We start from the raw sequence: 26,521 nt of genomic DNA on the forward strand, positions 1-26,521 counted from the left end.
AACCTTACGCGGATTGGCGATGACTGCGGCGAAACTCGCCGGGGGTCTGGCCGTTCCAGCGTTTGAAAGCCCGTTGAAAGGCTTCGGCAGAGGCAAATCCCAGCAGGTAGGCGATTTCCCCAAACGCCAGTTCAGTGTCGCGGATGTAGGTCATGGCGAGGTCGCGGCGTGTGTCGTTGAGAATTGCACGAAACTGCGTGCCTTCCTCGGCGAGTTTGCGACGCAAGGTCCAGGTTGGCAGCTTCAGGCGTGCCGCCACTTCTTCCAGGTCGGGTTCCCGACCACCATTGAGCAACGGCCCCAGTAACTGAGTGATGCGTTCACGCAGGCTGCGGGTGCGTGTCAGTTGCTCCAGTTCCCGTTCACACAGTTGCAGCAGGAGCCGCCAGGTGCTCGGGCAGTGTTCCGGGTTGCGCTGGGCGAGGCTCTCCAGGCTCAGGCGCAGTTGATTCTGTTCGGCGCCAAACTGAATCGGACAATCCCCCAGCACGGCGTAGGCCTCACGGTAATCCGGCGCCTGGAATTCGATCTCGATCCGTTCGGCGCGTAGCGGGGCAGGGCTTACGCTGGACAATTGCTGCAACCAGCCGGCGATGATCGAATCCACCACGAAGCGGTTGTAGGCATTGTAGGGACTGATCGAATAGAACCGCAGCCAAGCCCCCTGGGCGTCTTCATGAAAGCTCGATTGGCCGCGATAGTTGGAGCCATACAGCGCTTCAAAGCGAATCAGGCAGCGCGCCGCTTCCCGCACGGTAGGTGCCTGGGCGGCGGTGACTCCGGCCAGGCCGGCCTGGCTCAGACGGCTGAGCTGGCCCATGCGCAAACCCAGTGCCGGGTCGTCAGTCAGTTGAATGGCCCCGTGACCCAAGCGCATGTAGCGCGGGATCGAGAGGCGGGCGCCGGCCTCGGCCAGTCGCGCGGCGTCGAGGCCGTACTGTTCGAGCAGCGGTTGTGGGTCCAGGCCATGGCTGCGCACGGCGTCGGCCAGGCTATGGACGAAGCCCACCGACAAATCCCCGAGGCGCATCGGCTGCGGTTTCATCGGCTTACAGCCAGAGGTTCAGCAAACGGGCGCCCCGGGCATCGCCGTCGGCGAATTGTTGCCCGTTGCTGCTGAGGAAGCTTTGACCGGCGCTGCCCTTGTCCCAGAACTGACCGCGCAGGAACACGCTCATGCCGGCGATGGTCTGGCTGCCGGACGGTTGGGCAATCAGCGTCAGCCGATGCCAGGCCTGACCTTCGCTGAGTTCGCCAGCCTTGAGACTGACAGAGCTCGGCGTGGACTGGCCTTTGTAGCCGCGCCACGGTTGGTCCCAAGACCCGCGCCCGACGACGAACGCCGGGACCGCCACCAGTTGCGCGCCTTGATCGTCGAGTTTGCGATAGTTTTCCGGATACCAACTGTCGCTGCCGATCAACACGCCCAAGCGTCCGGCCGGTGTGTCGACGACGTTGATCGTGTGTTCGGAATTGGCATCGACGGTGTCGTGACCAGCGAAAGTCGGGTGCATTTGCCGCTGCGGCTGGCCGATCGGCAAACCGTCGCGACCGAACACTACGCTGCTGTTGTACAGGGCACCGCGGCCAATCTTCAGGGTGCCATCGCTGACACTCGGCTCGGGCAACACGATGGAACCCGCCACCAGAGTGATGTGGAATTCTTTTGCCAAGCCGCCGAACAGTGCCTGGTAACTCTTGGCCATTTTCCTGGCTTTCATCCGCAAGTGCGCATCGTCGAGACGGCTACCGCCCTCGGCACTGATCAGGGCGCGGATGAACTGCAACGGGTTGCTCACCGCCAGCCAGTTCATGGCCTCCTTGAGCGTGGTGGCCTGGTACAACTCATCTTTTTCGCCACTGATCATCAGCCAGGTACCGACATGTTCGGGCAGTACGACGATGGTCTTTTCATTCAGCAGGCCCTGATCCTGAGCCTTCTGCAAGTAAGCCGCGAGCTTGCGGTGCAAGCGTTCGGGGCTTTGATAGTCGGTGGGGAACAGCTCGGGCTGAATACCCAGCAGATTGCCGCGATCGGCAGGAGTGCCCTGATCAACCGCGAGACTGATGCGCAGGTCCGACAGGTAATGACCCACCGGACGGTCCGCGGCCCACATGGCGTAGGTCGTGAGGGCGGCGATCAACGCCATGGAGAGGGTCAGGTACAAAAGTTTGCGCATGGGGAAACAGTCAACGGCCGTGTGCAGGGTTCGCGACTAGGGTAGGGCCCATCCCCGCGCTTGCCAAGGGGCGCTGCACATTTGGATCAATAAGTTGTCAGTTACGGTCATTGAGTGACAGCGGTGCGACTCTTAGTCTGTCGAACATGACTGACGGGGGCCGAAGAGCTCCTGCATTTTTTCCGTGATCGCTCGTTGTGGAGTTACCGATGGCCGCCGCTCATTACCCGCACCTGTTGGCCCCGCTGGACCTGGGTTTTACCACGTTGCGCAACCGCACCCTGATGGGCTCGATGCACACGGGTCTTGAGGAAAAGCCCGGCGGTTTCGAGCGCATGGCCGCGTACTTCGCCGAGCGTGCCCGTGGTGGCGTTGGCCTGATGGTCACCGGCGGTATCGGCCCGAATGATGAGGGCGGGGTTTATTCCGGCGCGGCCAAGCTGACCACCGAGGAAGAAGCACTCAAACACCTGATCGTCACCCGAGCAGTGCACGAGGCGGGAGGCAAGATCTGCATGCAGATTCTCCATGCCGGGCGTTATGCCTACAGCCCGAAACAAGTGGCCCCGAGCGCGATCCAGGCGCCGATCAACCCGTTCAAGCCTAAAGAGCTGGACGAAGAAGGCATCGAGAAGCAGATCAGCGATTTCGTCACTTGCTCGACCCTGGCGCAAAAAGCCGAGTACGACGGCGTCGAGATCATGGGCTCCGAAGGTTATTTCATTAACCAGTTTCTCGCGGCTCACACCAACCATCGCACTGACCGTTGGGGCGGCGCTTACGAAAACCGCATGCGCCTGCCGGTGGAAATCGTCCGCCGGGTGCGCGAAGCGGTCGGCCCCAACTTCATCATTATCTTCCGCCTGTCGATGCTCGACCTGGTGGAAGGCGGCAGCAGCTGGGAAGAGATCGTGCAATTGGCCAAGGCCATCGAGCAGGCCGGTGCGACGATCATCAACACTGGCATCGGCTGGCACGAAGCGCGGATTCCGACCATCGCCACCAAGGTGCCGCGTGCGGCGTTCAGCAAGGTCACGGCCAAGCTGCGTGGAACGGTGAACATTCCGCTGATCACCACCAACCGCATCAACACCCCGGAAGTCGCCGAGCAGATTCTGGCCGAAGGCGATGCCGACATGGTGTCCATGGCGCGCCCGTTCCTCGCCGACCCGGATTTCGTCAACAAGGCTGCGGCCGGTCGTGGCGATGAAATCAACACCTGCATCGGTTGCAACCAGGCGTGCCTGGATCATACCTTTGGCGGCAAGTTGACCAGTTGCCTGGTGAACCCACGGGCCTGTCATGAAACCGAACTCAATTACCTGCCGGTGCAGCAGATCAAGAAAATCGCCGTGGTCGGTGCCGGCCCTGCCGGTCTGTCCGCCGCCACTGTGGCCGCCGAACGTGGTCATCAGGTGACGTTGTTCGATTCGGCCAGCGAAATCGGCGGCCAGTTCAACATTGCCAAGCGCGTGCCGGGCAAAGAAGAGTTCTTCGAAACCCTGCGCTACTTCAACCGCAAATTGCAGACCACCCACGTCGAACTGTGCCTGAACACCCGTGTGGACGTGGCGCAGCTGGTTGAGGGCGGTTACGACGAAATCATCCTGGCGACCGGCATTGCGCCACGGGTGCCGGCGATTCCGGGCGTCGAGCACGCCAAGGTGCTGAGCTACCTGGACGTGATCCTCGAGCGTAAACCGGTGGGCAAGCGCGTCGCGGTGATCGGCGCCGGCGGTATCGGTTTCGATGTGTCGGAATTCCTCGTTCACGAGGGTGTGGCCACCAGTCAGGACCGCGAAGCGTTCTGGAAAGAATGGGGCATCGATACACACCTGGAAGCGCGCGGCGGCGTTGCGGGTATCAAGGCTGAGCCGCATGCGCCGGCCCGTGAAGTGTTCCTGCTGCAACGCAAGAAATCCAAGGTCGGCGACGGCCTGGGCAAGACCACTGGCTGGATTCACCGCACGGGTCTTAAGAACAAGCAGGTACAGATGCTCAATAGCGTCGAGTACCTGAAGATCGACGACGAAGGCCTGCACATCCGCATCGGCGAAAGCGGCGAACCGCAGGTGCTGCCGGTGGACAACATCGTGATCTGCGCCGGACAGGATCCGTTGCGTGAGTTGCAGGACGGCCTGGTCGCGGCGGGGCAGAACGTGCATTTGATCGGCGGCGCGGACGTGGCGGCGGAGCTGGATGCCAAGCGCGCGATCAACCAGGGTTCGCGGTTGGCGGCTGAGTTGTAATACGCATAACTCTGTGGCGAGGGAGCTTGCTCCCGCTGGAGGCCGAAGGACTCCCTCTATCAGCGATGATGTAGTGTCAGGTTAATCAACTTCGCTGATTCTGTGGCTGCTGCGCAGCCAAGCGGGAGCAAGCTCCCTCGCCACAAGTCTGCTGCTAAGATACCGGCTCTTTACCCCGAGCCGGCATCAATGCTTTCCCCACCAACAGACTGGCTTCCCCAAGCCCCTCTCGAACCCCTTCACCTCGACTGGCTCACCACTGCCGGCATCGACGTCGCGATCCTGCGTCTGGATCAGATCGACCCGCTGATCAGCGGCAACAAGTGGTTCAAACTCATCGAACACCTCAAAGCCGCTGACCAGAATGGCGCCCAAGGCATCATCAGCCTGGGCGGTGCCCATTCCAACCATCTCCATGCATTGGCCGCAGCGGGCAAACGCTTCGGTTTCACCACGGTCGGACTACTGCGTGGGCATCCGCAAGACACTCCGACGGTAAAGGACTTGCAGGCATTCGGCATGCACTTGCACTGGTTGGGTTATGGCGGTTATCGAGCGCGGCACGAACCAGGCTTCTGGGCGCCATGGCGGGAGCAATACCCCGAGCTACATCCAGTGCCGGAAGGTGGCGGCGGTTTGCTTGGGGCGAAGGGCTGCATGCGGCTGAAGGAGATGGCCTGCGAGCAACTGAGTGCTTTGGTCTGGAGCAATTATGATGGCTGGTGGCTGGCCTGTGGAACGGGTACCACCCTGGCCGGTCTGGTTCTGGCCGAGGCGGGCGAACATCCGGTGTATGGCGCGCTGGCGGTGCCTGACGACCATGGCGTGGCGCAGCAGGTCGACATGATTGTGCAGGAAGCCGGACTGATCGATCCCGCCTATGAACTGCTGGACGCCAGCCGTGGCGGTTTTGCCAAAGTCGATCCGCTGTTACTCGAGTTCATCGAGCAGACCGAACAGGCCAGTGGCATTCCTCTCGAGCCGCTGTACACCGGCAAAGCGCTGCTGGCGCTCAAGCAACAAATCGAGGCGGGTAAATTTGCCCGGGGCACGCGCTTGATCTTCATCCACACCGGCGGTTTGCAGGGCCGCCGGGGTTTCAGTTCACAAACCTTTGTGGCGAGGGGGCTTGCCCCCGTTGGACTGCGCAGCAGTCCCAAAACCTAAAGATGCGGTGTGTCAGGCGCGACACGGTCACAGATTATGGGGCCGCTTCGCAGCCCCACGGGGGCAAGCCCCCTCGCCACAGGGATCAGTGGTTTCGGTAGCCGATCAACCGCGCTTGGGCATCATCCGCAGCAAGGTGTTATCGCGCACCACATAGTGATGATAAAGCCCGGCCACGGCGTGCAGTCCGATCAGCCAATAGCCGATCGTCCCGCCGAGCACATGCCAGCCCTCAAGCTGCTTGGCCAGCGGTTTGTTCTCTTCGATCAGCAACGGCAGATCAATGCCATAGAACATCACCTGATGCCCCTCGGCGCTGGTAATCAGCCAGCCCAGAATCGGCATGGTGATCATGAAAATATACAACGCCCAATGCATCAGTTTGGCGAGCAGGGTTTGCCAGCGAGGCGAGGCGGGGAAGATCTGCGGCGCTGGCCCCAGGCTGCGCGCGAACAGCCGCAGCCAGACCAGCACGAACACCGTCAAGCCGAGCATGAAGTGCGCTTCCTTGATCAGCGTCCGGCCGCCACTGCCTTTGGGGAATATCCCGCGCAATTCGATGCAGGCGTAAACCACTATTAGCAGTACCAGCATCAACCAGTGCAGCGCGATCGATACGGTGCTGTAGCGTGATTCGGAATTCTTCCAGGGCATACGGTGTTTCCTCACAGGTCTGGTCTGAAGTCACCGTTCTTGTTCGACGGCGTGGGTTAACTGTAATCCTGTTTGGGGGATTTGCCTGAGGCCAATGGGCTGTTCAATGCTCTGGATCAAGTGATCGGCCACAAAAAAGCGTCAGTTCCGTTAAGGGAGCTGGCGCTTTTTTATGAAACGAGAGGTGGAATCAGTCGGTTTGCGGCATCTCGCCCTTGGCCAGGCGCTTGTTGATGTCGGCAATCACCTCGGGCAAGTCGGTGATGGTGTCGATCATGTAGTGCGGCCGCGAGCCTTCGAACATCGCGTGAATGCGCTTGCGTTCGCTGGCCAGCTTATCGCTGCTCAGGGCGCGATAGCCTTCGTAACTTCCATCTCGCGCAGCACCTCGGCGACCACCGCCACCGCCGCGTGCATTTCGGCCTGGTTGACGTGGCCGATGCAGCCGACGCGGAAGGGCGTTTTTTGGGTTGGCGCCCGTCAGGTAGACCGAGGCGCGACGATCGCGGGCAAGCCACGCTCCCACAGGTTTTGCGTCGTTCACAAGATATGCGGCCAGCACAAATCCCTGTGGGAGCGCGGCTTGCCCGCGAAGAGGCCGGACCTGCCTACATCAGACTCCCGGTGTGCCGACAAGGATTGAAACTCAAGGGGCGAGATCCGAGCGGTTGACCAGCCAATCGAGCAGCAGACGGCCATCGCGGCGTGGCTCGGAAGCAGGCCGGGAAGGCTTTGGATGGCCCATGCCGGCACACAGCACTGGCCGGTCCGGATCGCTGTCGAGAAAACTGATCAGCACGTCGGTGCCGGCCGTGGGCAGCCTGGCCGGATCGATCCGACCGTCCGGCGCTGCGAGGGCGATCGGTAGCCAGAGACCGACGGATTCATCCGCCTCGAACGCCGGCGTCGGCCATAGCCTGACCTGTATCCGGCCTTGATCATCGAGTGCCGCCGGTTGCCCGGCGGGGCCGAGTACCCGGGCGATCTGATAGCCCGGGATGCTCGGCTTGATCTGTTTAAGCGCCGGCCTGAAGACCGTTGACCAGGGAATGGCCGTGAACTGATTGCTATAGCGCCGGGCACTGCCGGGCTGATCCTCGGCGAGAATCGAGGGCTGCTGCCCCTGGTGCCGGATATCGGTGAGCAACCACTGATCGTTGAAACTCGAGAGCGGATGCTGCGCCACTTGCAGGATCCGTCCACTGCGCAGTTCGCTCTGGTTGCTTTGGCCGTGGATCTGCCGTTGCGGGCAACGCAGGCGTTCCAGCCGTCGGCGGCTGAGCTGGTCGTGATGAAGCTGTGCAGGTGCAGGGCGTGCCGTGACCGGGCCCGTTCTGGCGAGCATGTGATTAGCCGCTCCATCGCCGACCACCGGCGCGCCGCGGTTTCTGGCTTCCCATCGTGCCGGGGCGGGGACCGGCTCATGGCGCTGGAACAGTTCGCTGATTACCGGCAAGACGGAGTCGTTGAATGCGTCGTCCTGGAACGGCATCAGCAGTGGCTCCTGGGGGAAACTCAAGCTGTCATCGGCCAGCACCAGTACGTGTCCATCGGGCTGATGTTCGAAGTGATAGTGGATGCCTTCTTCCTCACACAGCCGCTGCAGGAAGGCCAGATCGCTCTCATCGAACTGAATGCAAAAAGGCCGGGGCGGGTAGCAGCCGTTTGCCAGTTCGAAACGATAACTGTGCTCGGGCAACTGATGCTCTTCCAGCAACTGGCGCACGATCGCGGGGACGCTGAGACGATGAAACACCCGACGCAAACTGTGTCGATCCAAGTGTTGCAGATGGGGCGTCAGCACCAGGGAATAGCCGACCCGGTGCGGGCCGCGATGTTCGCGACTGACGCTGTGGATCATGCCGTGAATGCCTTGGTCATCCGCCAGCCGCAAAAACGCCGGTTGTTGTAACCATTGGTCGAGGTGCATCGCCGGTGCGAGGCCGATCACGTCGATGTCGAAGCGATAGGGCTGGTTGAGACCTTCACGGCCGCTGAACTGCAAGACCTGCAGACTCAAACCGCCGTCGAGCAGTGTCAGGGTAAAGGGGCTTTCCTTGTCGTTGTGCATCGAACGCGCTTCTGCCAGGGAGGATGGGCGCAGAGGGTACGAAACCACAGCCCTGAAGCGTCACCGCAAATCGACTTTTCAGAATCGCCCTACAAACACTGGTGAAGATGTCGATTCGTCACAGGGTGAAGATCTTGGAATTTTTGGTCGATTGGCGTCTTTAGGCCGTATAAACTTGCGCAACGCGTCGGCCAATAGATGTCTCGGCGCCACAGATCAAGAGAGTGAGTAATGGGCGCACAGTGGAAGGTTAAACACAAAGAAGCGGCAGCCAACGCCAAAGGCAAGATCTTCGGCAAACTGGTGAAAGAAATCACCATCGCTGCCCGCAACGGTGCCGATACCACCACCAACGCACACCTGCGTCTGGTGGTCGAACAGGCGAAAAAAGCCTCGATGCCCCGCGAAACCCTGGAACGCGCGATCAAGAAAGGCTCCGGCCAGCTCGGCGAAACCGTGCAATACCATCGCGTGACGTATGAAGGGTTCGCACCGCATCAGGTGCCGCTGATCGTTGAATGCGTGACTGACAACATCAACCGCACCGTCGCTGAAATCCGCGTCGCGTTCCGTAAGGGCCAGTTGGGCGCTTCCGGTTCGGTGGCCTGGGACTTCAACCACGTCGGCATGATCGAGGCGTCCCCGGACAGCCCTGACGCCGACCCGGAAATGGCTGCGATCGAAGCCGGTGCCCAGGATTTCGAACCGGGTGAAGACGGCGCGACGCTGTTCCTGACCGAACCTGCGGACCTGGATGCGGTACAGAAAGCGCTGCCAGAGCAGGGTTTCACCGTATTGTCGGCCAAGTTGGGCTACCAGCCGAAGAACCCGGTCAGCGGCCTGAGCGATGAGCAGATGGCTGAAGTCGAAGCGTTCCTCGAAGGCCTCGATAACCACGATGACGTGCAGGATATGTTTGTCGGGTTGGCGGGTTAAGCGGTTCCGACAGTTTGTGGTCTGACTTGTGGTGAGGGAACTTGCCTGTGGCGAGGGAGCTTGCTCCCGTTCGGTTGCGCAGCAGCCGTCGCTTTTGGGGTCGCTTCGCAACCCAACGGGAGCAAGCTCCCTCGCCACAGGTTTTGTATTTGCCGCTAGTTTAATTCAGCCAGTTCCCGCACAACCTCGCTGAACCCCGGTCGCGCCAGCACATTCGGCAGACAGCAACGCTGCTGTAGATCCTCTAACGCGACCCGCTGTTCATCACTCAACCCCGAGTCGATGCGCTCCAGCAATTCCCCCAGCAGCACCCCGAACGCCCGCACTTCGATCCGTTGCAGCGCGCGGCTTTCAAGGCTGACCGAAGTGGCATGGAAAGACGCCGCGCCAAAGTCGCCCAACAGGCAATCGCCGTGCTCGTTCCACATGATGTTGTGAGCATAGAGGTCGCCGTGGGTGATGCCTTGGTGGTGCAAATGTTCAGCCACCGAAGCAATGCCACTGGCGATGCGCAGTGCCACGCCAGCGCTGAACCGGGTGTCATTGGCGTAGACGTCGCGGGTGCAGGACGCCAGGCTCGGCAGCCCGGCCAGGTTGCGATAACTCGGATCGATCAGTTGCATCACCAGCCCGGCCGTTTGCTGGGGGTGATCGACAATTCGGCCCTCGACCCGGATCAGGTTGGGGTGGATGCCGGCAGTGATGCAGGCATTCATTTCGTGTAAAGGCGAGCCATCGCTGGTCATTTCGCCTTTGTAGAGTTTCACCGCGACCTGTTTCGTCTGCTCCCACAACGCCTGATGAATAACTCCCGACGCGCCTTCGCCGAGTTTTCTCTCCAGGTTTAGTTGGGACCAGGGAATGCTTGCCGTGGCTTCGAGGGCCGCGGCATCGGCTTCGGTTTCCAGCGGGTTACCGGCGTACGCCAGCCAGGTCAGGCTCGGCAGGGTCAGCAGCCATTCGGGAAGCTCGGTGAGCTGATTGGCGGCGATGCGGATCAGTTCGAGTTGATGACAGTGCCGCAGGCTTTCGGGCAAATGCTGTAACCGGTTGCCGGCGAGCATGAGTTTTTGCAGGTGCGGGCGCTCACCCAGTTCGGTCGGCAGCTCCGTGATGCAGTTATCGGTGAGGATCAGCCAGCGCAACAGCGGCGGCAGGGCGGCGCCCGGCACGTATTCGATGGCGTTGGCCTTGAAGCCGATCATCGTCAGCGCGGTGCACTGGCCAAGGCAAGCGGGCAGTTCGGTGAACTGATTGTCCGAGCAAAACAGCACACGTAAACGGGTCAGGCGATGCAGGTCGTCCGGCAGGCTGCGCAAGGCATTGCCGCTGAGGTTGAGCACTTCCAGCGAGTCCGCCAGATCGAAAATTTCCTGGGGGAACTCGGTCAGGCCGCAGGACAAGTCCAGACGGGTGATGCCCGACAGTTGGCCGGCGCGCAGTTGGGCGAGGGTATCCATGGGCAGGTTCGCTATTGATCAGAAGGAGGGCGTGGGGGCCTGGAAATGAGCGACATGATAGCGGGAAAGTTGGGGTGGCAGCCCAAACCCAATCTCCTCGGTCAAGCCAGATCCCTCACCTCCACCAACTGCCCCAACCGGCTGCGCGTGCGCGCCAGGTCGATAGCATCGCCACCCAGGCTTTCGCGCAATGACTGGTGACCGAGCAGAATCAGGTGCTTGTCCTGGTCGTACAAGACGTCGATCAGGTTGATGAAGCGCTGCTGGGCGGCGATTGAACAGTCGGCGAGACTGGGCAGTTTGTCGATGATCCAGCGGTCGAAACGCCGGCACAGTTCCAGGTAGTCCATGACCGCGGTGGGGTGTTCGCACAGGTCGGCGAAGGTGAAGCCGACGCTTCGCCCTTCACAGTATCGGGCTTGCAGGTGCCGTGTCCCGACGGGCAGCTGGATGGCCGGTGCGTCGTGTTCGAGCAGCTGCAACACCTGACGCTGCACCTCCGTGGCCGGCCAGATGTACCGGCCCTGGGTGAACAGCTGCTGTGCGTGGGTGCGCGCCTGACTGCGGTAATCATGCGGCCCGCCGACTTCCATCACCTGCATGCGCGTGTTGACCAGATCGATTACCGGTTTGAAACGGGCGTGGTAAAGCGGGTTGGGCAGCAAACCTTCCGGCGGGTAGTTGGAGGTCACCAGCAGCACAATCCCCCGGCGAAACAGCGCCTTGAACAGCCGCGTGATGAGCATCGCATCGCCGATGTCATGCATGTGGAATTCATCGAAACACAGCACCCGGCAGTCTTGCAGCAGTTCGTCGAGGGTGACCGCCAGCGCATCGGGCTGATCGCGATGGCTGAACATGCCTTGGTGCAGTTGCGCAAAAAACTCATGGAAGTGCAGGCGCTGTTTTTCCGCGATGGGGATGGCCTGGAAAAAACCGTCGAGCAACCAGCTCTTGCCGCGCCCGACTGCACCAAAGAGGTAAAGACCGGGGAGTGTCGGCGCTGATGTGCCCAGCAGCGCCGAAGCGTGCTGCGCCATGCAGTCGATCACTCGTTGCTGGCTATGGCTGAGGGTGTAGCCCTGGTTATGGGCCTTGCGGTGGAAGTAGTCGTGGATCACCCGGCCCTGCGTACTGCCACTGGCCGGCGTCGCAACTGCCTTGCCGAAGAAACGGCGTAGCGCGGGCCAGCGTGGTGTGAGTCGCGGAGGGTTGGGCGGTCGAACGGTCACTGTGAAGTCACCCCGTAGTCTTCAGGCCGGCTCACCCTGAGCCGCGGCGGCGTAGTTTAACCAAATGGGGAATTTGCCTTCCACTGGTGTTGCTGAAGCTACTGTGGTGAGAGGGCTTTTGTGGCGAGGGAGCTTGCCTGTGGCGAGGGGGCTTGCCCCCGTTCGACTGCGTAGCAGTCGCCCTCAACCATTTCCTCCCGGTATTTCTGATAAACCGGGGTGTATGGTTTTTGGGGCTGCTTCGCAACCCAACGGGGGCAAGCCCCCTCGCCACAGGTTTGGGGCGCTCAGTTATTTAGCGCTCGATACTGCGATTCCACCGGGCATTCCACGCCGGGCGCTGTTCGTTGACCTGATCCCAGTCGATGGCGATCGCGGTCGTCAGATACTGCTTCATCGCCTCGACCTGACCGCGGGTCTTGTCGGTGGTTGGCGTATTCGGGTTGGACGGAATCTGATCGCCGTCTTCAAGCGCGGCGGCTTGCGCTTCGGGCGTCAGCAGGAAGGCTGCGAGTTTCTGCGCCAGTTCCGGTTGGGTGTTGTTGGCGATGGCGCATTCGGCGACGTTGAGCACCACGGAGCCTTCCTTGGGCTGTGCATATTCCACCGGCATGCCCTTGAGTTTCAGCGCGGTGACCTGGGTCGGCGTCAGCGGGAACAGCGCCGCTTCGTCGGTCTGGAGCATTTCGGAGATCTTCGCTGAACTCGGAATGTACTCCAGCACGTTGCGCCCGACGGTGTTCGGCCAAGCCTTGAACCCCGGTTCGACGTCGGTTTCGCTGCCGCCCTGAATCCGGTTGAACATCAGGAAACCATGCAGGCCGAAGGTCGAAGATGCCATCGACTGAAACACCAGTTTGTCCTTGAAGCGCGGGTCGGCCATGTCCATCCAGGAGGTCGGTGCGTTCCAGCCTTTTTCCTTGAACAGCCGTGTGTTGTACGCCAGCCCGGTGACCCCAAGGCTGACCGCCACCGCTTGATCCTTGATGCGGCCCTTGGCCGGAATCTGCGCCAGGGTCGGGCTGTCTTCGAGTTTGTCGCACAAGCCCATGGCGATGGCGCGGTACATGATGCCGTCGTCGAGGAACATCACGTGCATCTGCGGGTTGCCTTTGCTGGCCTGGACCTTGGCCAGAATATCGGCGGAGGTTCCCGGCACGATCACCACTTTGACGTTGTTGGCTTTCTCAAAAGCCGGCAGCACCTTGTCGGCGTAGAGCCGCTCCATGGTTCCGCCGTTCATGCCCAGGTAAAGCGTCGGTTCGGCCTGGGCCTGGTTGACCGTGAGCATGGCGCCCAAGCAAGAGAAACCGAGCAGTGCACTGCGTTTGAAATTATTCATGGCGCGACCTTCCTCTATCAAGCAACGGAGATGGAGTGAAACCGGGTGATGGAAAACGCATCCAGCGGCGTCTTTGACGCGCCGCTACAGATGATCTCGGTGAGCGCCTGGCCCACCGCGGGCCCGATCTGAAAGCCCGCGCCGGCAAAGCCGAACGCGTGCAACAGACCGGGTTGGGTGCTGCTGTGGCCGATCACCGGTTGGCGATCGGGCAGATAACCTTCGGTGCCGCTCCAGGTGCGAATCGCCTGGGCGCCCTCAAGAAACGGGTAGAGTTCGACGGCCTGGCGCAGGATCTCGATGACTGCGTTCTGACCAGGCCGGGCGCGGGCGTCATCGAGGGCAAAGCCCTGGCCGCCGCCCAACACACAATTGCCGCGAGCGACCTGACGGGCATAAATGCCGCCACCCTCGACGCCGGTGCTGGCATTCATCACCAGCGGCAACGGTTCGGTGACCAGCATTGCCGGGTGCCCGGCGTGCATCGGCACTGCTTCGCCGAATTGTGCGGCGAGGCTGCCGGCCCAGGCGCCAGCGCAGTTCAGCAGCCAGGGGGCTTGCAGTTCGTGGCCGGTTTGAGTACTGACGCGAAAGCGCTGACCGTCATGCTCCACCGCCGTCACTGCGCATTGTTCATGGATTTGCGCACCGTGCCGACGCGCCGCCTGCGCGAAGGCGGGGGACACCAGTCGCGGGTTGGCGTGGCCGTCGTCCGGGCACAACGAGGCACCGACTGCGACCTCACCGACCCAGGGGAAACGTGCGCGCAACTCAGTGCGGTCAAGCACCTGCAAATCGAGGCCGAACCCCTGGCTGCTGGCGGCGTAATCCTGTAAGGCGTGCAGGTCGTTGAGGCTGCGGGCGAGCTTCAGGTGACCACTGCGCTGGTACTCGCCGTCGATGCCGATCAACTGCGGCAGTTGCCCCCAGATTTCGTGAGCCCGTTGCGACAGCGGTAATTGCGACAACGGCCGGCCCTGACGGCGCACGCCGCCGTAGTTCACACCGCTGGAGTGCGAACCGCAAAAGTCCCGCTCCAGCAACGCGACGCGACGGCCGGCCTTGCTCAAGAACAGGGCGGCGGAGGAGCCGACAATGCCGCCGCCAATGATGAGTGCATCGACCTCGATCATGGCTCGACCTCCAGACCGAACGGCAGGGGTTTGATCGGCGCCTGAGCCCGCAACCGGCCGATGTCGGACAGGTTGCGCTGGCTTTCGCAGGCGATGATTTCCGCTGCGGCGGCGCCACACATCCGTCCCTGGCAGCGACCCATGCCGACCCGGCAATGGGCCTTGACCCGATTGATCTCCCAATGGCCTTCGCGCACCACCTGGCGGATGTCGCCGGCGCGCACTTCTTCGCAGCGGCAGATCATCAGGTCATCCGCGGCGTCGGTGGCCCAGCTTTCGGGAAAGATAAACGCGCGCTCAAGGCCTTGGCGGAATCTGCCGATAGTGTTCAGCGACTGTTCCAGCCATGTGGCACGTTGCGGCGGGATCAGGTAACCGATGTCTTCGAGCAGCGCCAGGGCTGCTCGTTCACCGGCCATTTCCGCGGCGTCGGCACCCATGATGCCGGCGCCGTCACCGGCCAGGTACACCTCGGCGACACTGCTGCGACCGGCGCTGTCGCGCTGCGGCAGCCAGGCGCGGTTGAGTGGGTTCCAGGTGAATTCACAGCCCAGCAAGTCGGCGAGTTGGGTTTCGCTGCGCAGGCCGTGGGCGAAGGCTATGGCGTCGCAATCCAGCTGATGCTCGCCTTTCGAGTTGGACCAATTCAGCGATTGCACGCGGTGTTCGCCATCGATGCGTTTCAAAGTAGCGCCCTGGTGCACCGGGATGCCATGGGCGGTCAGCCAGGTGCGGTAATAAATGCCTTTGGCCAACGTGGTCGGTTGCGCCAGCAGACCGGGCAGGGCGCGGGCCTGCGCGCTGAAGGGCGAGCTGTCGAGCACGGCGATCACGTTGGCGCCGGCCTTGGCATATTGGTATGCCACCAAGTACAGCAACGGCCCGCTGCCGGCGAACACCACCCGTTCACCGATGGCACAGCCTTGAAACTTCAAGGCAATCTGCGCCGCACCGAGGCTGTATGTCCCCGGCAACGTCCAGCCTGGCACCGGCAGAATCCGGTCGGTGGCGCCCGTGGCGACGATCACCCGGGAGAATTCCAGCCGTGCGGCGCGGCCCTCATGCAAGGTGTCGAGCGCGCCAGCCTCGGCGTTCCATACCAGGGTGTCGGGGCGGTAATCGAGTTGCTCGCGCAGTTCGTCGATTGTTTGATGCAGTACCTTGGCCTTGCGTGCTTCGAAGCCATACAGCTTGATCGCCGAACGCTTGAAATTCGCCGGCTGACGCCGATAAATCTGCCCGCCACCGCGCGCGGCTTCGTCCAGCAGGACGGGGCGCTCGCCGTGGGCGACGAGGGTTTGCGCCGCACGGATTCCAGCGGGGCCTGCGCCGATGATGATCACAGACTTCATACCCACCTCATATGTGATCGACGCCGAACCCTTGTGGGAGCGAGCCTGCTCGCGATGGCGGTACATTCAACATCGGTGGTGGCTGACAGATTGCTATCGCGAGCAGGCTCGCTCCCACAGGGAAATGGGTTTCTGCAGGGGAAGTTGGTGTTCATACCGATCGCCCCGGTTCGCGGTTGATGTGCTGTCCGGCTTCAAGCAGCGTCGAGCAAGCCCGCACCCGGCGGCCATCGCCCAGGCGTACCCAGCAGTCCTGGCAGGCGCCCATCAGGCAGAAACCGGCGCGGGGTTCGGCGCTGAAGTCGCTGCCGCGCAGGTGTTCGCTGCAGGTCAGCACGGCGGTCAGCAGGGTGTCGCCGAGCAAGCCACGGGCAGGCTTGCCATCAAGGGTAAAGTCCAGGGCCGGGCGGTCGCCTTCGGCCAGTCGTTTCAGCAGAGCCATGGCGACCTCATTGTTTACCCACCAGCACCCGATCCAGGCCGTAGACCCGATCAAGCAGAATCATCGTCAACGCCGTCAGCGCGATCACCAGGGCCGACACCGCCGCCATCATTGGATCGATGGACTCGGTGGCGTACACGTACATGCGCACCGGCAGGGTTTGCGTGGCCGGCGAGGTGACGAAGATCGACAACGTGACCTCATCGAAACTGTTGATGAACGCCAGCAGCCAGCCACCGGCGACCCCCGGCAAAATCATCGGCAAGGTGATTTGCCGGAACAACGTGAAGCGTCCGGCGCCCAGGGATTGCGCGGCGTGTTCGGCACTTCGGTCCAGGCCGATGGCCGAGGCCAACACCAGTCGCAGCACGTACGGCGTGATCACCAGCACATGGGCGAAGATCAGCCAGGCGAAGCTGCCGTTGACACCCATCAGCGCAAACAACCGCAGCAACGCGACGCCCAGCACCAGGTGCGGAATGATGATCGGCGACAGGAACAGCCCGTTGAAAAAGTCCCGGCCGGGGAACTCGAATCGAGTGATCGCCAGGGCTGCCGGCACCGCGATCAGCGTCGCCAGCGTGGCGGCGCAGAACGCCAGGATCAGGCTGTTGTAGAACGCATCGACAAAGTCTGCGCGCTCGAACACTGCACGGAACCAGCGCAGGGAAAACTCCGTGGTCGGCAGGCTCAGGGTGTTTTCCGGGGTGAAGGCGACGAGGCACACCACCACCAGCGGCGCGAGCATGAACAGCACCACAAGGGTATGGAACAGCAGGGCGAAAGGACCGTTTCTGGACATGACGAATTATCCCAATGACTTCTTGTAGCGGCCTTCGATCATCCGGTTCCACGACAGCATGATCAGCAGGTTGAGCAACAGCAGCGCGACGGCAATGGACGCGCCCATCGGCCAGTTCAGCTCCGACAGGTACTGGTCGTAGATCAGCGTGGCGACCATCTTTATCCGGCGTCCGCCGAGCAGTCCGGGGATGGCAAATGAACTGGCCGCGAGGCCGAACACGATCAAGGTGCCGGAGAGCACGCCGGGCATGATTTGTGGCAGCACCACTTTGCGCATCACTGTGAGGTGGCTGGCGCCCAGCGACAGCGCGGCTTGTTCGGCGGCCGGGTCGAGTTTTTGCAGGGAGGTCCAGACCGGAATGATCATGAACGGCAGCATCACGTGAACCAACGCGATCACCACGGCGAACGGCGTATAAAGCAACTTCATCGGCGAGCCACCGAAGGCTTGCAGGGTCTGGTTGACCAGGCCGTCGGCGCCGAGCAACAGGCTCCAGCCGAAGGCGCGCACCACCACCGAAATCAGCAACGGCGTGAGGATCAGAATCAGGAAGATCGAGCGCCACGGCGGGCCCATGCGGCTGAGGATGTAGGCCTCGGGCACGCCGATCACCACGCAGAGCAGGGTGGTCAGGGCGCTGATCCAGAACGTCCTCAGAAAGATCTCGTAGAAGTACGGATCGCCCAGCAGGCTGCTGTAGTGATCGAGGGTGTAGGCGTCGCTGTTAATTCCCGAGCTGTAGTCGAAAACGTTGAACGACAGCACCAGCGTCAGGCCCAACGGGATGACCAGTAAACCGAGGTACAAGGCCAGGGCCGGTGCTGACAGCCAATAACCCTGGCGTCCCTGGCGAATGACGACAAGCGTACTCATGCCGACACCTCATCGACACTCAGCACCCGCAGCAGCGCCGTGTCCCAGTCGAGGCCGACCGCCGTGCCTTCGATCAAGGGCGCCGAACCGTCGTTGCGGCGCACTACGCTGAGTTCGCCCAACGATGTCGATACGCCGTACAGCCATTGGCTACCGAGGAAGAAGCGGCTGACGATCTTGCCTTGCAGACGGCCCAGGCCAACATCACGCAGATCGATTTTTTCCGGGCGCAGGCTCAGGGTCAGCTCGCCGTTGTCACGATTGCAGACCTGCACAACACCAGCGCTGTCCCGTTCGCCGGGTAGCAGATTGGCCTTGCCGACGAAACCGGAAATGAACTCGGTGCGCGGGTGTTCGTAGAGGGTGTAGGGCGCGTCGATCTGGGTGATGCGTCCGGCCTGCATCACCACCACTCGGTCGCTGATCGACAGCGCTTCGGACTGATCATGGGTGACCATCAGCGTGGTGATGCCGACCTCACGCTGGATGCGGCGGATTTCGAACTGCATCTCCTCGCGCAAATTGGCGTCGAGGTTGGACAGCGGTTCGTCGAGCAGCAGCACCGGCGGCTCGATCACCAATGCCCGGGCCAGCGCAACACGTTGACGCTGACCGCCGGAGAGTTCTCGTGGGTAACGCTCGGCGTGTTGATTCAGACGCACCAGTTTCAGCACCCGATCCACCCGTTGCTGCAACTCGCCGTTGGGCACTTTGCGCATGCGCAGGCCGAAGGCGACGTTGTCTCGCACGGTCATGTGCGGGAACAACGCGTAACTCTGGAACACCACGCCCAGACCACGACTGGCGGGTTTGGCGTGGGTGATGTCGCGACCGTCCAGCACAATGCGCCCGCTGCTGACTTCGACGAAGCCGGCGATCATTTGCAGGGTGGTGGTTTTGCCGCAGCCGGAGGGGCCGAGCAAGGAAACGAACTCGCCTTTTTCCACCGACAGATTGGTGGCGACGACCGCGTCGATCTCGCCGTAACGTTTGCCGAGGTTTTCAAGTTGCACGAAGGCCATGACTGCGCTCCACCTGAGATTGTTATGCGTCGCCAAAGGCGCGCTTTTTTGTATGGGCAGATACGAAAAGGATGTTGCCGGGGTGCGTTGGCGCTCGACTTCTGTCGGCTGCCGCTGTTGTTCGAATCGCCCCTGATGGACGCAGAGTAGGACGAAGAATAGGATGGGCTCAATGGCCTATTTCACTGAAGCGATGACTATTTTCAGTTTCATTCAGTGAGTAAATTTATTGTCGAGAAATCACATGCCTAATTCCATTGAGCGGAATGAAAATAAAAATGAAGTCGGTGTTGGTGCAGTCTCAAGACTGTTTGCAGTGCTGCGCAGTCTGGGGGACACCGTCGAAGGCGGAGAGCGCGTCACCCAACTGGCGCAGCGCATCGGTTTGTCGCAACCAACGACGCACCGCTTGCTGCGTAGCCTGATGGACGAGGGCATGGTCGAGCAGGATGCACGCAGCAAACGTTATCGCCTGAGCCTGGAGTTTTTTGCCTTGGCAGCCCGCGCCGGCAACACCGGCAATTTGCGCGAGCTGGCGCGGCCGGCATTGCTGCGGCTGTCGGCGTCGTTGGGGGACTCGTTGTTTTTGCTGGCGCGCAGCGGTTTTGATGCGATCTGTCTGGATCGTAGTGAAGGGCCGTTTCCGATCCGCACGTTTACCGGTGACATCGGCGGGCGGGTGGCGCTCGGTGTGGGGCAGGGCAGTCTGGCGATTCTGGCGTTTCTGCCGGAAGAGGAGCGCGACACGGTGATTCATTACAACTTGCCGCGGCTCAAGGATTTCCATCTGTATGACGAGGTGTTTCTGCGTTCGGAAGTCGAGAATGTGCGCACCCTCGGTTACGCCGGGCGCAACACCGGCGTATTGCAAGGCATGGCCGGGGTGGCCGTGCCGATTCTCGACCGCGAAGGCCGGGCGGTGGCGGCGCTGAGTGTGGCCACGGTCAGCGATCGCCTGGGGCCGGATCGCTTGCCGACAGTGGTGGAGATGCTCAAACGCGAAGCCGCCCTGATCGGGCCGCGGATCAATCCGTTCGATCCGCTGTTGCGAAGGCCTTCGCAGGTGTTTGGGCAGGGTTGAATGCAATCTCCAAATAATCGCTGACCCTGTGGGAGCGGGCTTGCCCGCGATAGCGGCGGATCAGTCACCATCAGTGTTGGATGTGCGGCCGCAATCGCGGGCAAGCCCGCTCCCACAGGGATCAGTGGCGTGATCAGAACTGCGCAGTTTGCTTGAGCATCTGCGCCGCCGGCGTGTCACTTGGGCTGACCATCGCATAGTTGTACCCGGCCCCCGACCAGTACTCGGCCTGCAACTCACCATCGCTGCGGCTACCCCGAGGCAGGAGGAAGTTTCTCGGCCCTGGCGGGCGGACGTAGAAGCTGATCTTGTGGCTGCTCTGATCCTCATACACCACCATCGCCGCCGGCCCTTGTTCGGTGCTGAGCAGCCGCCCGCTGATGGGTTTGTATCCAGCAGCGGTCAGGTTCGGCAGGCGTTGGGCCTGGCTGAAATATTGATCGAGCCAGCCCTGCATATCGCCGTCATCGCTGACTTTGTAGTCCGCCGGCAGGATGCCTTGCTGGGCAATCAGCCGGTAGGCTTGCATCGCATCAGTCATCGGCAGCGGGGCGCTGACCAGGGTCATTTGTCGCGCCTGCCAACCGCCCAATCCGCCGATGCTGACCGCAATCAGCAGCACCGCGGCGCTGGTCAGATGGCGGCGGGACTGGTGTTTGACTCGCTGGCGAATCATTGCCGGGTCGAGTTGCGGGTTGGCCGGTTGCTGCAAGGCGCCGCTCAGGGCCGCGCGCAACTGTTGGGCATCGTGCTGCCAGGCGCGTACTTGCGCGGCCACTTCGACGTTGCCGGCCAGATAAGTCTCCACCAGATGCCGGTCGGCATCGCTGAGTTGGTGATCGACGTAGGCGTGCAGGTCACGTTCACTGGGAGGCATGCTGATCATTTGAGTCTCCGCAGAGAAGGACGGGTGATTTCGCCGTCGCTGAGCTGGCGCAAGGCCTGGCGCGCGCGGGACAGGCGCGACATCACGGTGCCGGTGGGGACGTCGAGAATCTCGGCGACCTCCTTGTAACTCAAGCCTTCCACCGACACCCAGAGCAACAGCGCACGTTGTTCGGTGCTGAGTTGATCGAAGGCTTGCAAGGTCGATTGGGCGATCACGGTGCGCTCTGCCGAAGGCTGCGCATCGTCACGGCCAGTAAAGAATTCGAGCATCCGCGCATAACGCCGGGAGCGGCGATGAGCGTCGAGAAACTGCCGATAAAGAATCGAAAACAGCCAGGCACGCAAATCGCCTTCGGGGCGTTTTGCGCCCCAACTCGACAGCGCGCGCTCAAGGCAGGCCTGCACCAGATCGTCGGCGCTGCTGGGGTTGCGCGTCAGCGAAACGGCGAAACGTCGTAGCCTGGGAATGACTTCCCTGAGTTGTTCGTCGATATCGTTCATGGAGTTCTGACTAGTCACTACGCTGTGGTGAGTGTTCAGGAAGACGTCCGGCATTCGAGGTTATTCCACGCCTGGAAAAATAAACACCGGGCGATGGAATAAACCCTGACGCGGTTCGTCTGCCTGATTCTTCTCACTTGTGGCCGATGGCCCTGGAGTCATTCATGGTAGATCGCTCATCACCGCCAACGGGGCCTGGCCGGCCACCGCTGAGTGCCGCGAGCCTGACGTTGCGTCTGACCGGCATTGCCGTGGTGGTCACTGCGCTGGCCGGGGCTTTTGCCTACGTCAACGGCACACTCGACCCACAGCGCCTGACGCCGAAAGATTTGGTCAATGTACTGGAGAAAAACAACGGCGTGCACCCGGGATTCCGTCGCAATCATGCCAAAGGCGTGTGCGTGATCGGGCATTTCGAGAGCAGCAGCCAGGCGCGCGAGTATTCCACTGCCCAAGTGTTCAGCGAAGCGCGGACCCCGGTGGTCGGGCGTTTTGCGCTGCCTGCCGGCAACCCTTACGCGCCGGACAACAGCGTGCCGATCCGCAGCCTGGCGTTGCGTTTCACCCAGGCCAACGGCCAGCAATGGCGCACCGGGATGAACAGCATGCCGGTGTTCCCGGTGGGCACGCCCGAGGCGTTCTATCAGTTGCAACAAGCGCAGTCACCGGATCCGTCTACCGGCAAACCAAACCCGGCGGCTGTTCCAGCGTTTTTCGGTTCTCACCCGGAAGCCGCGCCGTTTCTGGCCTGGATCAAAACCGCCAAACCTTCGGCCAGTTACGCGACGGAAATCTATAACAGCGTCAACGCGTTTTACCTGGTGAACGCGGCCGGTCAGCGGCAAGCGGTGCGTTGGAGCATGACGCCAGTGGCCCAGGACGCGGCAGGTGCAACGGCCCCCGAGGGCGGTGATTTCCTTGAGAAAGACTTGGTGCAGCGTTTGGCCGCCGGACCGCTGCGTTGGCAGTTGAACATTACTTTGGCGAACCCCGAAGATCCGGTCAACGACGCGAGCAAGGCCTGGCCCGACGGCCGAAAAGTGCTGAACGCCGGTACCTTGGTGCTCGAAAGTACTCAGCCGCAACTCAGTGGTGAGTGCCGTGACATCAACTACGACCCACTGGTATTGCCCAGCGGTATCGAAGGCTCCGACGACCCGCTGCTTGCCGCTCGCTCAGCGGGTTACGCCCGTTCCTACCTGCGCCGCACCAGCGAAGTGACGCAATTGCCCAACGCTAAGCAGGAGTCTCGACAATGAGCGCACAACCGAATCATTTCGCGCCATTGGCGCGGCTGCTGCATTGGCTGATGGCGCTGATGATCATCTCGATGCTGTTTATCGGCGCGGGCATGGTGGCCTCGGTGTCCGAGCGTCATGAGTGGCTGATCCATCTGCACAAACCTTTGGGTGTTGCGATTCTGTTGCTGGTGATCGTGCGTCTGGCCGTGCGCTTTTCGACCCGGCAACCACCGCTGCCAGCGGACCTGCCGGGCTGGCAAGCGTTCGCGGCCAAGGCTTCGCATATCTTGTTGTACGCCTTGATGTTGATTTTGCCATTGCTGGGTTGGGCGATGATTTCGGCGGCTGGCGATCCGGTAATGCTCAGTAGTTCACTGCAATTGCCGTCGATCCTGCCGGCGAATGCGCAGGTGTTTGCGTTCCTGCGCCAGGCGCATGGGTATCTGGCGTACCTGCTGTTCCTGACCGTGCTGCTGCATTTGGCGGCGGCGTTGTTTCACGGTTGGGTGCGCCGCGATGACGTGCTGAACAGCATGCTGCGGGGTAAGGATCGCGGGTGATCAGGAGGCTGGCACGGCATTGTGGCGAGGGCGCTTGCTCCCGTCGGGCTGCGAAGCAGCCCTAAATGCGATAGGTCAGGCATACCGCGTTTAATCGATTTACGACTGCTGCGCAGCCGAACGGGGGCAAGCCCCCTCGCCACAGGATTTGCTCGGGGTTGGGGCCAACGTCATGCACCAATAAATCAGCGCCACGGCATTGATGCCCGCACCCAGCCAACACACCCCGATCCATCCCGCCCAGGCGTACATCGCCGTCGAACCGATAGAACCCAAGGCGCTGCCGATTGAATAGAACAGCATGTAGCCGGCGGTGAGTCGGCTTTGCGCTTCGGGACGCACGCTGTAGATCATGCTTTGGCTGGTGACATGAACGGCCTGCAAACCCAGATCCAGCGTAATCACCCCGAGCAGCAGCGCCCATAGCGAGGATTGGGTGAGAGCGATGGGCAGCCATGAGGCGAGCATCAGCAGCAACGACAGTCCACTGGTCCATTGACCCAAACCGCGATCGGCCAGATGCCCGGCGCGAGCGGCGGCCAGCGCACCGGCGGCTCCGGCCAGGCCGAACAGTCCGATTTCAGTGTGGGAAAGTGAAAGTGGCGGGGCACTCAGCGGCAGCACCAAGGGTGTCCACAACACCATGGCGCTGGCGAAGGTCAGCAGGGCGAGCATGGCCCGTTGACGCAATACCGGTTCTTCCTTGAACAACGTGAATACCGAGCCGATCAACGCACCGTAAGCACTATCCGGTCGCGGGTCTTCGTGCCTGGGCAGCACACGAAACAACAGCAGCGCCATCACCAGGGTCAACCCGGCGGATAGCAGATAAATCGAACGCCAACCGGCCAGATCGGCCATGCCGCCCGCGACTGTTCGTGCCAACAGAATGCCGACGACAATGCCGCTGGTGATCACGCCCACCACACGTCCACGTTGCGCCGGGATAGCCAGGGTCGCGGCGTAGGCCACCAGGACTTGCGTCACGACCGCCAGTAACCCGGTCAGCGCCATGCCGAGCAGTAGCCAGGCGCTGTTCGAGGCTAACGCGATCATCAACAAGGCCAGCGCCGATAGCAGGGTTTGCACGACGATCAGCCGGCGGCGGTTGAGCAGATCCCCTAGCGGAACCAGCAACAACAGACCCACGCCATAACCGATTTGGGTAAGGGTGACGACGATACCGATGGTTGCCCGGTCCATGGCGAAGGCCTCGGCCATGGCATCGAGCAGCGGTTGTGCGTAATACACATTGCCGACGGCCAGGCCGCAGGCAACGGCAATCAGCAGCACCACTGCGCCGCTTAATGGGTGGTCAGGTTTCATCACGGGCTTCCTTTTGTGGTTTCAAAATAAAACCAGTTGTACGGTAGGGAGTCTGGTTTTATATTGCAACCACATTGGTTGCCGGCGGACGCGGTCATGGTTAAACGTACAAGCATGGAAGGCGCCGAATGCCCGGTCGCCCGTTCACTGGACGCGATTGGTGATTGGTGGTCGTTATTGATCGTGCGCGATGCGTTCGATGGCTTGCGGCGATTCGGTGAGTTCCAGCGCAATCTGGGCATGGCCAAAAACATCCTCTCGGCACGCCTGCGCACGTTGGTGGCTCACGGGATTTTCGATCTGGTGCCAGCGTCGGACGGCAGCGCGTATCAGGAATACGTGCTGACGGAGAAGGGCAAGGGCCTGTTCCCGTTGATCATCGGATTGCGGCAGTGGGGCGAGGCGTTTTTCTTTGAGGCGGGGGAGGCGCATTCGCGGGTTGTCGATCGTGAGAACGGTCGACCGGTGCGGGCGCTGGAGTTGCGTGCCGAGGATGGGCGTTTGTTGGGGCCGCAGGATTGTGTGCGGATCGCTGCCCAGTGAAAACGTCAAAAGATCGCAGCCTTCGGCGAAAGCCTGCGATCTTTTGACGTTAAAGGACAATCAGCGCAGGGTATCGACCATGTCGGCGATGGTCGTCAGCACGTCCTTGCCCAATTGCTTGGAGCGTTTGCCGCACCAGCCGGTCAGCGGGTTCGGTGCGTCGTTGTGGTCTTTGAAGGGCATTTCCAGGGTCAGCGACAGGCAGTCGAACTTCTGACCGACGCTGTTGCAGGCCAGGGTCATGTTGGCTTTGCCAGGCTCGTCGCGGGTGTAGCCGTACTTGGTCTGGAAGTCTTTGGTCTGATGTTTCAGATGACTGCGGAAATGCTCTTCGAGTTTTTCGATCCGCGGCGTATAGCCCGGGTTGCCTTCGCAACCGGCGGTGAACACGTGGGGGATTTCTTCATCGCCATGGATGTCGAGGAACAGGTCGACGCCATACTTTTCCATCTGTTGCTGAACGAACAGCACTTCCGGGCTGACTTCCTGGCTGGCGCTCTGCCAAGCGCGGTTCAGGTCCTGGCCCATGGCGTTGGTGCGCAAATGACCGTGGAAAGCGCCGTCCGGGTTCATGTTCGGCACCAGGTACAGGTCGGCGCTGGCCAGGAGTTTTTTCAGCACCGGGTCGTCGTGTTTTTCCAGGCGCTCGATCACGCCTTCCATGAACCATTCGGCCATGTGTTCGCCGGGGTGTTGCTGGGCGATGATCCAGACCTTGCGCTGGCCTTCGGCTCCAGTACCTTTGCGCAACAACTGGATGTCGCGGCCTTCAACGCTCTTGCCGGTAGCCAGCAGTTCGGTGCCGGCCTTGGTGAGTGCCTGTTCGATCAGCCAGTCATGGCGGCCGCGGCTGTAAGGTTCGAAGTAGGCGAACCAGGCATGGGTCGCAGTGGCTTCGAGACTGAAACGCAGGCAGTCGCCTTCAAAGATGGTCGGCACCCGGAACCAATTGACGTGGTCATAGGACGCCACCGCCTGATAGCCATCCCAGGCTTTGTTGTACGAAGATTTACTGGCGTTGTTCAGGCGAAACCAATGCTCTTGACCGACGTGCAGACCGCTGGCCTTGAAGTGGAACCACTGGAAATGCTGGCTACGAGTGTCTGGCTTGATCGCCAGCAGTGCTTGCAAAGGATTGCTGATGTCCAGCACTTCGATGTTGCCACTGTCGAAGTTCGCGTTGATGTCGAAAGAAGATCTAGCCACGGCCATAATCAATTCCTGAATATGTTTTTTATGGCTGCTACTTTACACGCAAGGGAGGGAAAAACCGGGGGAAATTGCGAGGGTGAAAAGGGGGGGCGTCCTCCTTGACGCCGATGCAGCTTAGAGACTGTGCAAGTGATTCTCAAGTGCTATTTTGCGTTAGTTTGGCCCAATGCTACCGGGCCTCTCTTGCCAACAGATATTCTTTTGATATCATCCGCGCCAATCGGATTTTGCAGCACCCACAGACTTCATTA

24 protein-coding genes and 2 pseudogenes are annotated in these 26,521 nt (G+C 61.4%); 7 read left to right on the forward strand and 19 right to left on the reverse strand.

The window, feature by feature from the left end:
- Nucleotides 1-4: 4 nt before the first annotated feature.
- Together ACZ9IM_RS20400 and ACZ9IM_RS20405 are read right to left on the reverse strand one after the other, a co-directional pair.
- Nucleotides 5-1,045 carry an AraC family transcriptional regulator gene (locus tag ACZ9IM_RS20400; protein WP_427622720.1) on the reverse strand — a complete coding sequence of 347 codons (1,041 nt, stop codon included), beginning with the start codon at nt 1,043-1,045 and terminating at the stop codon, nt 5-7.
- Nucleotides 1,046-1,049: 4 nt separating this feature from the next.
- The gene (locus ACZ9IM_RS20405; RefSeq protein ID WP_427622719.1) at nt 1,050-2,180 is read right to left on the reverse strand and encodes a carbon-nitrogen hydrolase family protein; all 1,131 of its coding nucleotides are present in this window, start codon (nt 2,178-2,180) and stop codon (nt 1,050-1,052) included.
- A gap of 209 nt (nt 2,181-2,389) precedes the next feature.
- On the opposite strand from ACZ9IM_RS20405, the gene ACZ9IM_RS20410 reads away from it, so the two are divergent.
- Together ACZ9IM_RS20410 and ACZ9IM_RS20415 are read left to right on the forward strand one after the other, a co-directional pair.
- Nucleotides 2,390-4,429 (forward strand): 2,4-dienoyl-CoA reductase FMN-binding domain-containing protein, encoded by a 2,040-nt coding sequence (locus tag ACZ9IM_RS20410; protein WP_427622718.1) that lies wholly within the window; start codon nt 2,390-2,392, stop codon nt 4,427-4,429.
- A gap of 189 nt (nt 4,430-4,618) precedes the next feature.
- On the forward strand, nt 4,619-5,596 hold the full coding sequence (locus tag ACZ9IM_RS20415; protein WP_476224836.1) for a 1-aminocyclopropane-1-carboxylate deaminase/D-cysteine desulfhydrase: 978 nt from the start codon (nt 4,619-4,621) through the stop codon (nt 5,594-5,596).
- A 105-nt stretch (nt 5,597-5,701) separates the two neighbouring features.
- Here the strand turns inward: ACZ9IM_RS20415 and ACZ9IM_RS20420 are convergent, their stop codons facing one another.
- From ACZ9IM_RS20420 to ACZ9IM_RS20435, 4 genes and pseudogenes are all read right to left on the reverse strand, one after another.
- A complete protein-coding gene (locus tag ACZ9IM_RS20420; protein ID WP_038982411.1) occupies nt 5,702-6,250 on the reverse strand; it encodes a cytochrome b in 549 nt (182 codons plus the stop codon).
- Nucleotides 6,251-6,440: 190 nt separating this feature from the next.
- Nucleotides 6,441-6,623 (reverse strand): annotated as a pseudogene (locus ACZ9IM_RS20425) (phosphonoacetaldehyde hydrolase); the annotation flags it as partial.
- A pseudogene (locus tag ACZ9IM_RS20430) lies at nt 6,596-6,721 on the reverse strand (hypothetical protein); the annotation flags it as partial. The pseudogenes ACZ9IM_RS20425 and ACZ9IM_RS20430, both read right to left, overlap by 28 nt.
- 175 nt (nt 6,722-6,896) lie before the next feature.
- Nucleotides 6,897-8,321: a type VI secretion system Vgr family protein gene (locus ACZ9IM_RS20435; RefSeq protein WP_427622716.1), complete on the reverse strand. Its 1,425-nt coding sequence runs from the start codon at nt 8,319-8,321 to the stop codon at nt 6,897-6,899.
- Nucleotides 8,322-8,552: 231 nt separating this feature from the next.
- Between ACZ9IM_RS20435 and ACZ9IM_RS20440 the strand changes: the two genes are divergently transcribed.
- Complete coding sequence (locus ACZ9IM_RS20440) at nt 8,553-9,257, forward strand: YebC/PmpR family DNA-binding transcriptional regulator (protein ID WP_007903391.1); 705 nt, start codon at nt 8,553-8,555, stop codon at nt 9,255-9,257.
- A 155-nt stretch (nt 9,258-9,412) separates the two neighbouring features.
- Here ACZ9IM_RS20440 and ACZ9IM_RS20445 read toward each other — a convergent pair whose 3' ends face one another.
- The 9 genes from ACZ9IM_RS20445 to ACZ9IM_RS20485 form a co-directional block, all read right to left on the reverse strand.
- Nucleotides 9,413-10,717: a leucine-rich repeat-containing protein kinase family protein gene (locus ACZ9IM_RS20445; RefSeq protein ID WP_427622715.1), complete on the reverse strand. Its 1,305-nt coding sequence runs from the start codon at nt 10,715-10,717 to the stop codon at nt 9,413-9,415.
- 101 nt (nt 10,718-10,818) lie between these two features.
- Nucleotides 10,819-11,949, reverse strand: a complete 1,131-nt coding sequence (gene zapE / locus ACZ9IM_RS20450) for a cell division protein ZapE (RefSeq protein ID WP_476224837.1) — start codon at nt 11,947-11,949, stop codon at nt 10,819-10,821.
- 295 nt (nt 11,950-12,244) lie between these two features.
- Nucleotides 12,245-13,291, reverse strand: coding sequence for an ABC transporter substrate-binding protein (locus ACZ9IM_RS20455; protein WP_427622713.1), 1,047 nt, complete (start codon nt 13,289-13,291; stop codon nt 12,245-12,247).
- 17 nt (nt 13,292-13,308) lie between these two features.
- Nucleotides 13,309-14,424: an NAD(P)/FAD-dependent oxidoreductase gene (locus ACZ9IM_RS20460; protein WP_427622712.1), complete on the reverse strand. Its 1,116-nt coding sequence runs from the start codon at nt 14,422-14,424 to the stop codon at nt 13,309-13,311.
- Nucleotides 14,421-15,776 (reverse strand): FAD/NAD(P)-dependent oxidoreductase, encoded by a 1,356-nt coding sequence (locus ACZ9IM_RS20465; protein ID WP_476224838.1) that lies wholly within the window; start codon nt 15,774-15,776, stop codon nt 14,421-14,423. The genes ACZ9IM_RS20460 and ACZ9IM_RS20465 overlap by 4 nt, the downstream gene beginning before the upstream one ends.
- A 151-nt stretch (nt 15,777-15,927) precedes the next feature.
- The gene (locus ACZ9IM_RS20470) at nt 15,928-16,218 is read right to left on the reverse strand and encodes a (2Fe-2S)-binding protein (protein WP_427622710.1); all 291 of its coding nucleotides are present in this window, start codon (nt 16,216-16,218) and stop codon (nt 15,928-15,930) included.
- 7 nt (nt 16,219-16,225) lie between these two features.
- Nucleotides 16,226-17,020: an ABC transporter permease gene (locus ACZ9IM_RS20475; protein ID WP_007896923.1), complete on the reverse strand. Its 795-nt coding sequence runs from the start codon at nt 17,018-17,020 to the stop codon at nt 16,226-16,228.
- A gap of 6 nt (nt 17,021-17,026) precedes the next feature.
- Nucleotides 17,027-17,896, reverse strand: a complete 870-nt coding sequence (locus ACZ9IM_RS20480) for an ABC transporter permease (protein ID WP_476224839.1) — start codon at nt 17,894-17,896, stop codon at nt 17,027-17,029.
- Nucleotides 17,893-18,918, reverse strand: coding sequence for an ABC transporter ATP-binding protein (locus ACZ9IM_RS20485; protein WP_476224840.1), 1,026 nt, complete (start codon nt 18,916-18,918; stop codon nt 17,893-17,895). Before ACZ9IM_RS20485 ends, ACZ9IM_RS20480 begins: the two co-directional genes overlap by 4 nt.
- 244 nt (nt 18,919-19,162) lie before the next feature.
- Between ACZ9IM_RS20485 and ACZ9IM_RS20490 the strand changes: the two genes are divergently transcribed.
- Complete coding sequence (locus tag ACZ9IM_RS20490; RefSeq protein ID WP_476224841.1) at nt 19,163-19,999, forward strand: IclR family transcriptional regulator; 837 nt, start codon at nt 19,163-19,165, stop codon at nt 19,997-19,999.
- A gap of 133 nt (nt 20,000-20,132) precedes the next feature.
- Here ACZ9IM_RS20490 and ACZ9IM_RS20495 read toward each other — a convergent pair whose 3' ends face one another.
- Complete coding sequence (locus tag ACZ9IM_RS20495) at nt 20,133-20,885, reverse strand: anti-sigma factor family protein (RefSeq protein ID WP_476224842.1); 753 nt, start codon at nt 20,883-20,885, stop codon at nt 20,133-20,135.
- Nucleotides 20,882-21,388 carry an RNA polymerase sigma factor gene (locus tag ACZ9IM_RS20500; RefSeq protein WP_427622876.1) on the reverse strand — a complete coding sequence of 169 codons (507 nt, stop codon included), beginning with the start codon at nt 21,386-21,388 and terminating at the stop codon, nt 20,882-20,884. The genes ACZ9IM_RS20495 and ACZ9IM_RS20500 overlap by 4 nt, the downstream gene beginning before the upstream one ends.
- A 164-nt stretch (nt 21,389-21,552) precedes the next feature.
- Here ACZ9IM_RS20500 and ACZ9IM_RS20505 point away from each other — a divergent pair, with 164 nt between their 5' ends.
- Both ACZ9IM_RS20505 and ACZ9IM_RS20510 read left to right on the forward strand, forming a co-directional pair.
- Nucleotides 21,553-22,647 (forward strand): catalase family peroxidase, encoded by a 1,095-nt coding sequence (locus ACZ9IM_RS20505; RefSeq protein ID WP_427622707.1) that lies wholly within the window; start codon nt 21,553-21,555, stop codon nt 22,645-22,647.
- Nucleotides 22,644-23,189: a cytochrome b gene (locus tag ACZ9IM_RS20510; protein ID WP_427622706.1), complete on the forward strand. Its 546-nt coding sequence runs from the start codon at nt 22,644-22,646 to the stop codon at nt 23,187-23,189. Before ACZ9IM_RS20505 ends, ACZ9IM_RS20510 begins: the two co-directional genes overlap by 4 nt.
- A 99-nt stretch (nt 23,190-23,288) precedes the next feature.
- On the opposite strand, the gene ACZ9IM_RS20515 is transcribed toward ACZ9IM_RS20510, so the two are convergent.
- Nucleotides 23,289-24,515 (reverse strand): MFS transporter, encoded by a 1,227-nt coding sequence (locus ACZ9IM_RS20515; protein ID WP_476224843.1) that lies wholly within the window; start codon nt 24,513-24,515, stop codon nt 23,289-23,291.
- A gap of 96 nt (nt 24,516-24,611) precedes the next feature.
- Here ACZ9IM_RS20515 and ACZ9IM_RS20520 point away from each other — a divergent pair, with 96 nt between their 5' ends.
- Nucleotides 24,612-25,058, forward strand: a complete 447-nt coding sequence (locus ACZ9IM_RS20520) for a winged helix-turn-helix transcriptional regulator (protein WP_008073121.1) — start codon at nt 24,612-24,614, stop codon at nt 25,056-25,058.
- A gap of 60 nt (nt 25,059-25,118) precedes the next feature.
- On the opposite strand, the gene ACZ9IM_RS20525 is transcribed toward ACZ9IM_RS20520, so the two are convergent.
- The gene (locus ACZ9IM_RS20525; protein ID WP_476224844.1) at nt 25,119-26,270 is read right to left on the reverse strand and encodes a M14 family metallopeptidase; all 1,152 of its coding nucleotides are present in this window, start codon (nt 26,268-26,270) and stop codon (nt 25,119-25,121) included.
- Between the last annotated feature and the right edge of the window lie 251 nt (nt 26,271-26,521).

The organism is Pseudomonas sp. TE12508, from assembly GCF_056279485.1.

Excerpts from the sequence above, each read along its gene's own strand:
- ACZ9IM_RS20400 (WP_427622720.1), bottom strand. The coding sequence starts at position 1,045 with ATGAAACCGCAGCCGATGCGCCTCGGGGATTTGTCGGTGGGCTTCGTC.
- ACZ9IM_RS20405 (WP_427622719.1), bottom strand. The coding sequence starts at position 2,180 with ATGCGCAAACTTTTGTACCTGACCCTCTCCATGGCGTTGATCGCCGCC.
- ACZ9IM_RS20410 (WP_427622718.1), top strand. The coding sequence starts at position 2,390 with ATGGCCGCCGCTCATTACCCGCACCTGTTGGCCCCGCTGGACCTGGGT.
- ACZ9IM_RS20415 (WP_476224836.1), top strand. The coding sequence starts at position 4,619 with ATGCTTTCCCCACCAACAGACTGGCTTCCCCAAGCCCCTCTCGAACCC.
- ACZ9IM_RS20420 (WP_038982411.1), bottom strand. The coding sequence starts at position 6,250 with ATGCCCTGGAAGAATTCCGAATCACGCTACAGCACCGTATCGATCGCG.
- ACZ9IM_RS20435 (WP_427622716.1), bottom strand. The coding sequence starts at position 8,321 with ATGCACAACGACAAGGAAAGCCCCTTTACCCTGACACTGCTCGACGGC.
- ACZ9IM_RS20440 (WP_007903391.1), top strand. The coding sequence starts at position 8,553 with ATGGGCGCACAGTGGAAGGTTAAACACAAAGAAGCGGCAGCCAACGCC.
- ACZ9IM_RS20445 (WP_427622715.1), bottom strand. The coding sequence starts at position 10,717 with ATGGATACCCTCGCCCAACTGCGCGCCGGCCAACTGTCGGGCATCACC.
- ACZ9IM_RS20455 (WP_427622713.1), bottom strand. The coding sequence starts at position 13,291 with ATGAATAATTTCAAACGCAGTGCACTGCTCGGTTTCTCTTGCTTGGGC.
- ACZ9IM_RS20460 (WP_427622712.1), bottom strand. The coding sequence starts at position 14,424 with ATGATCGAGGTCGATGCACTCATCATTGGCGGCGGCATTGTCGGCTCC.
- ACZ9IM_RS20465 (WP_476224838.1), bottom strand. The coding sequence starts at position 15,776 with ATGAAGTCTGTGATCATCATCGGCGCAGGCCCCGCTGGAATCCGTGCG.
- ACZ9IM_RS20470 (WP_427622710.1), bottom strand. The coding sequence starts at position 16,218 with ATGGCTCTGCTGAAACGACTGGCCGAAGGCGACCGCCCGGCCCTGGAC.
- ACZ9IM_RS20475 (WP_007896923.1), bottom strand. The coding sequence starts at position 17,020 with ATGTCCAGAAACGGTCCTTTCGCCCTGCTGTTCCATACCCTTGTGGTG.
- ACZ9IM_RS20480 (WP_476224839.1), bottom strand. The coding sequence starts at position 17,896 with ATGAGTACGCTTGTCGTCATTCGCCAGGGACGCCAGGGTTATTGGCTG.
- ACZ9IM_RS20485 (WP_476224840.1), bottom strand. The coding sequence starts at position 18,918 with ATGGCCTTCGTGCAACTTGAAAACCTCGGCAAACGTTACGGCGAGATC.
- ACZ9IM_RS20490 (WP_476224841.1), top strand. The coding sequence starts at position 19,163 with ATGCCTAATTCCATTGAGCGGAATGAAAATAAAAATGAAGTCGGTGTT.
- ACZ9IM_RS20495 (WP_476224842.1), bottom strand. The coding sequence starts at position 20,885 with ATGATCAGCATGCCTCCCAGTGAACGTGACCTGCACGCCTACGTCGAT.
- ACZ9IM_RS20500 (WP_427622876.1), bottom strand. The coding sequence starts at position 21,388 with ATGAACGATATCGACGAACAACTCAGGGAAGTCATTCCCAGGCTACGA.
- ACZ9IM_RS20505 (WP_427622707.1), top strand. The coding sequence starts at position 21,553 with ATGGTAGATCGCTCATCACCGCCAACGGGGCCTGGCCGGCCACCGCTG.
- ACZ9IM_RS20510 (WP_427622706.1), top strand. The coding sequence starts at position 22,644 with ATGAGCGCACAACCGAATCATTTCGCGCCATTGGCGCGGCTGCTGCAT.
- ACZ9IM_RS20515 (WP_476224843.1), bottom strand. The coding sequence starts at position 24,515 with ATGAAACCTGACCACCCATTAAGCGGCGCAGTGGTGCTGCTGATTGCC.
- ACZ9IM_RS20520 (WP_008073121.1), top strand. The coding sequence starts at position 24,612 with ATGGTTAAACGTACAAGCATGGAAGGCGCCGAATGCCCGGTCGCCCGT.
- ACZ9IM_RS20525 (WP_476224844.1), bottom strand. The coding sequence starts at position 26,270 with ATGGCCGTGGCTAGATCTTCTTTCGACATCAACGCGAACTTCGACAGT.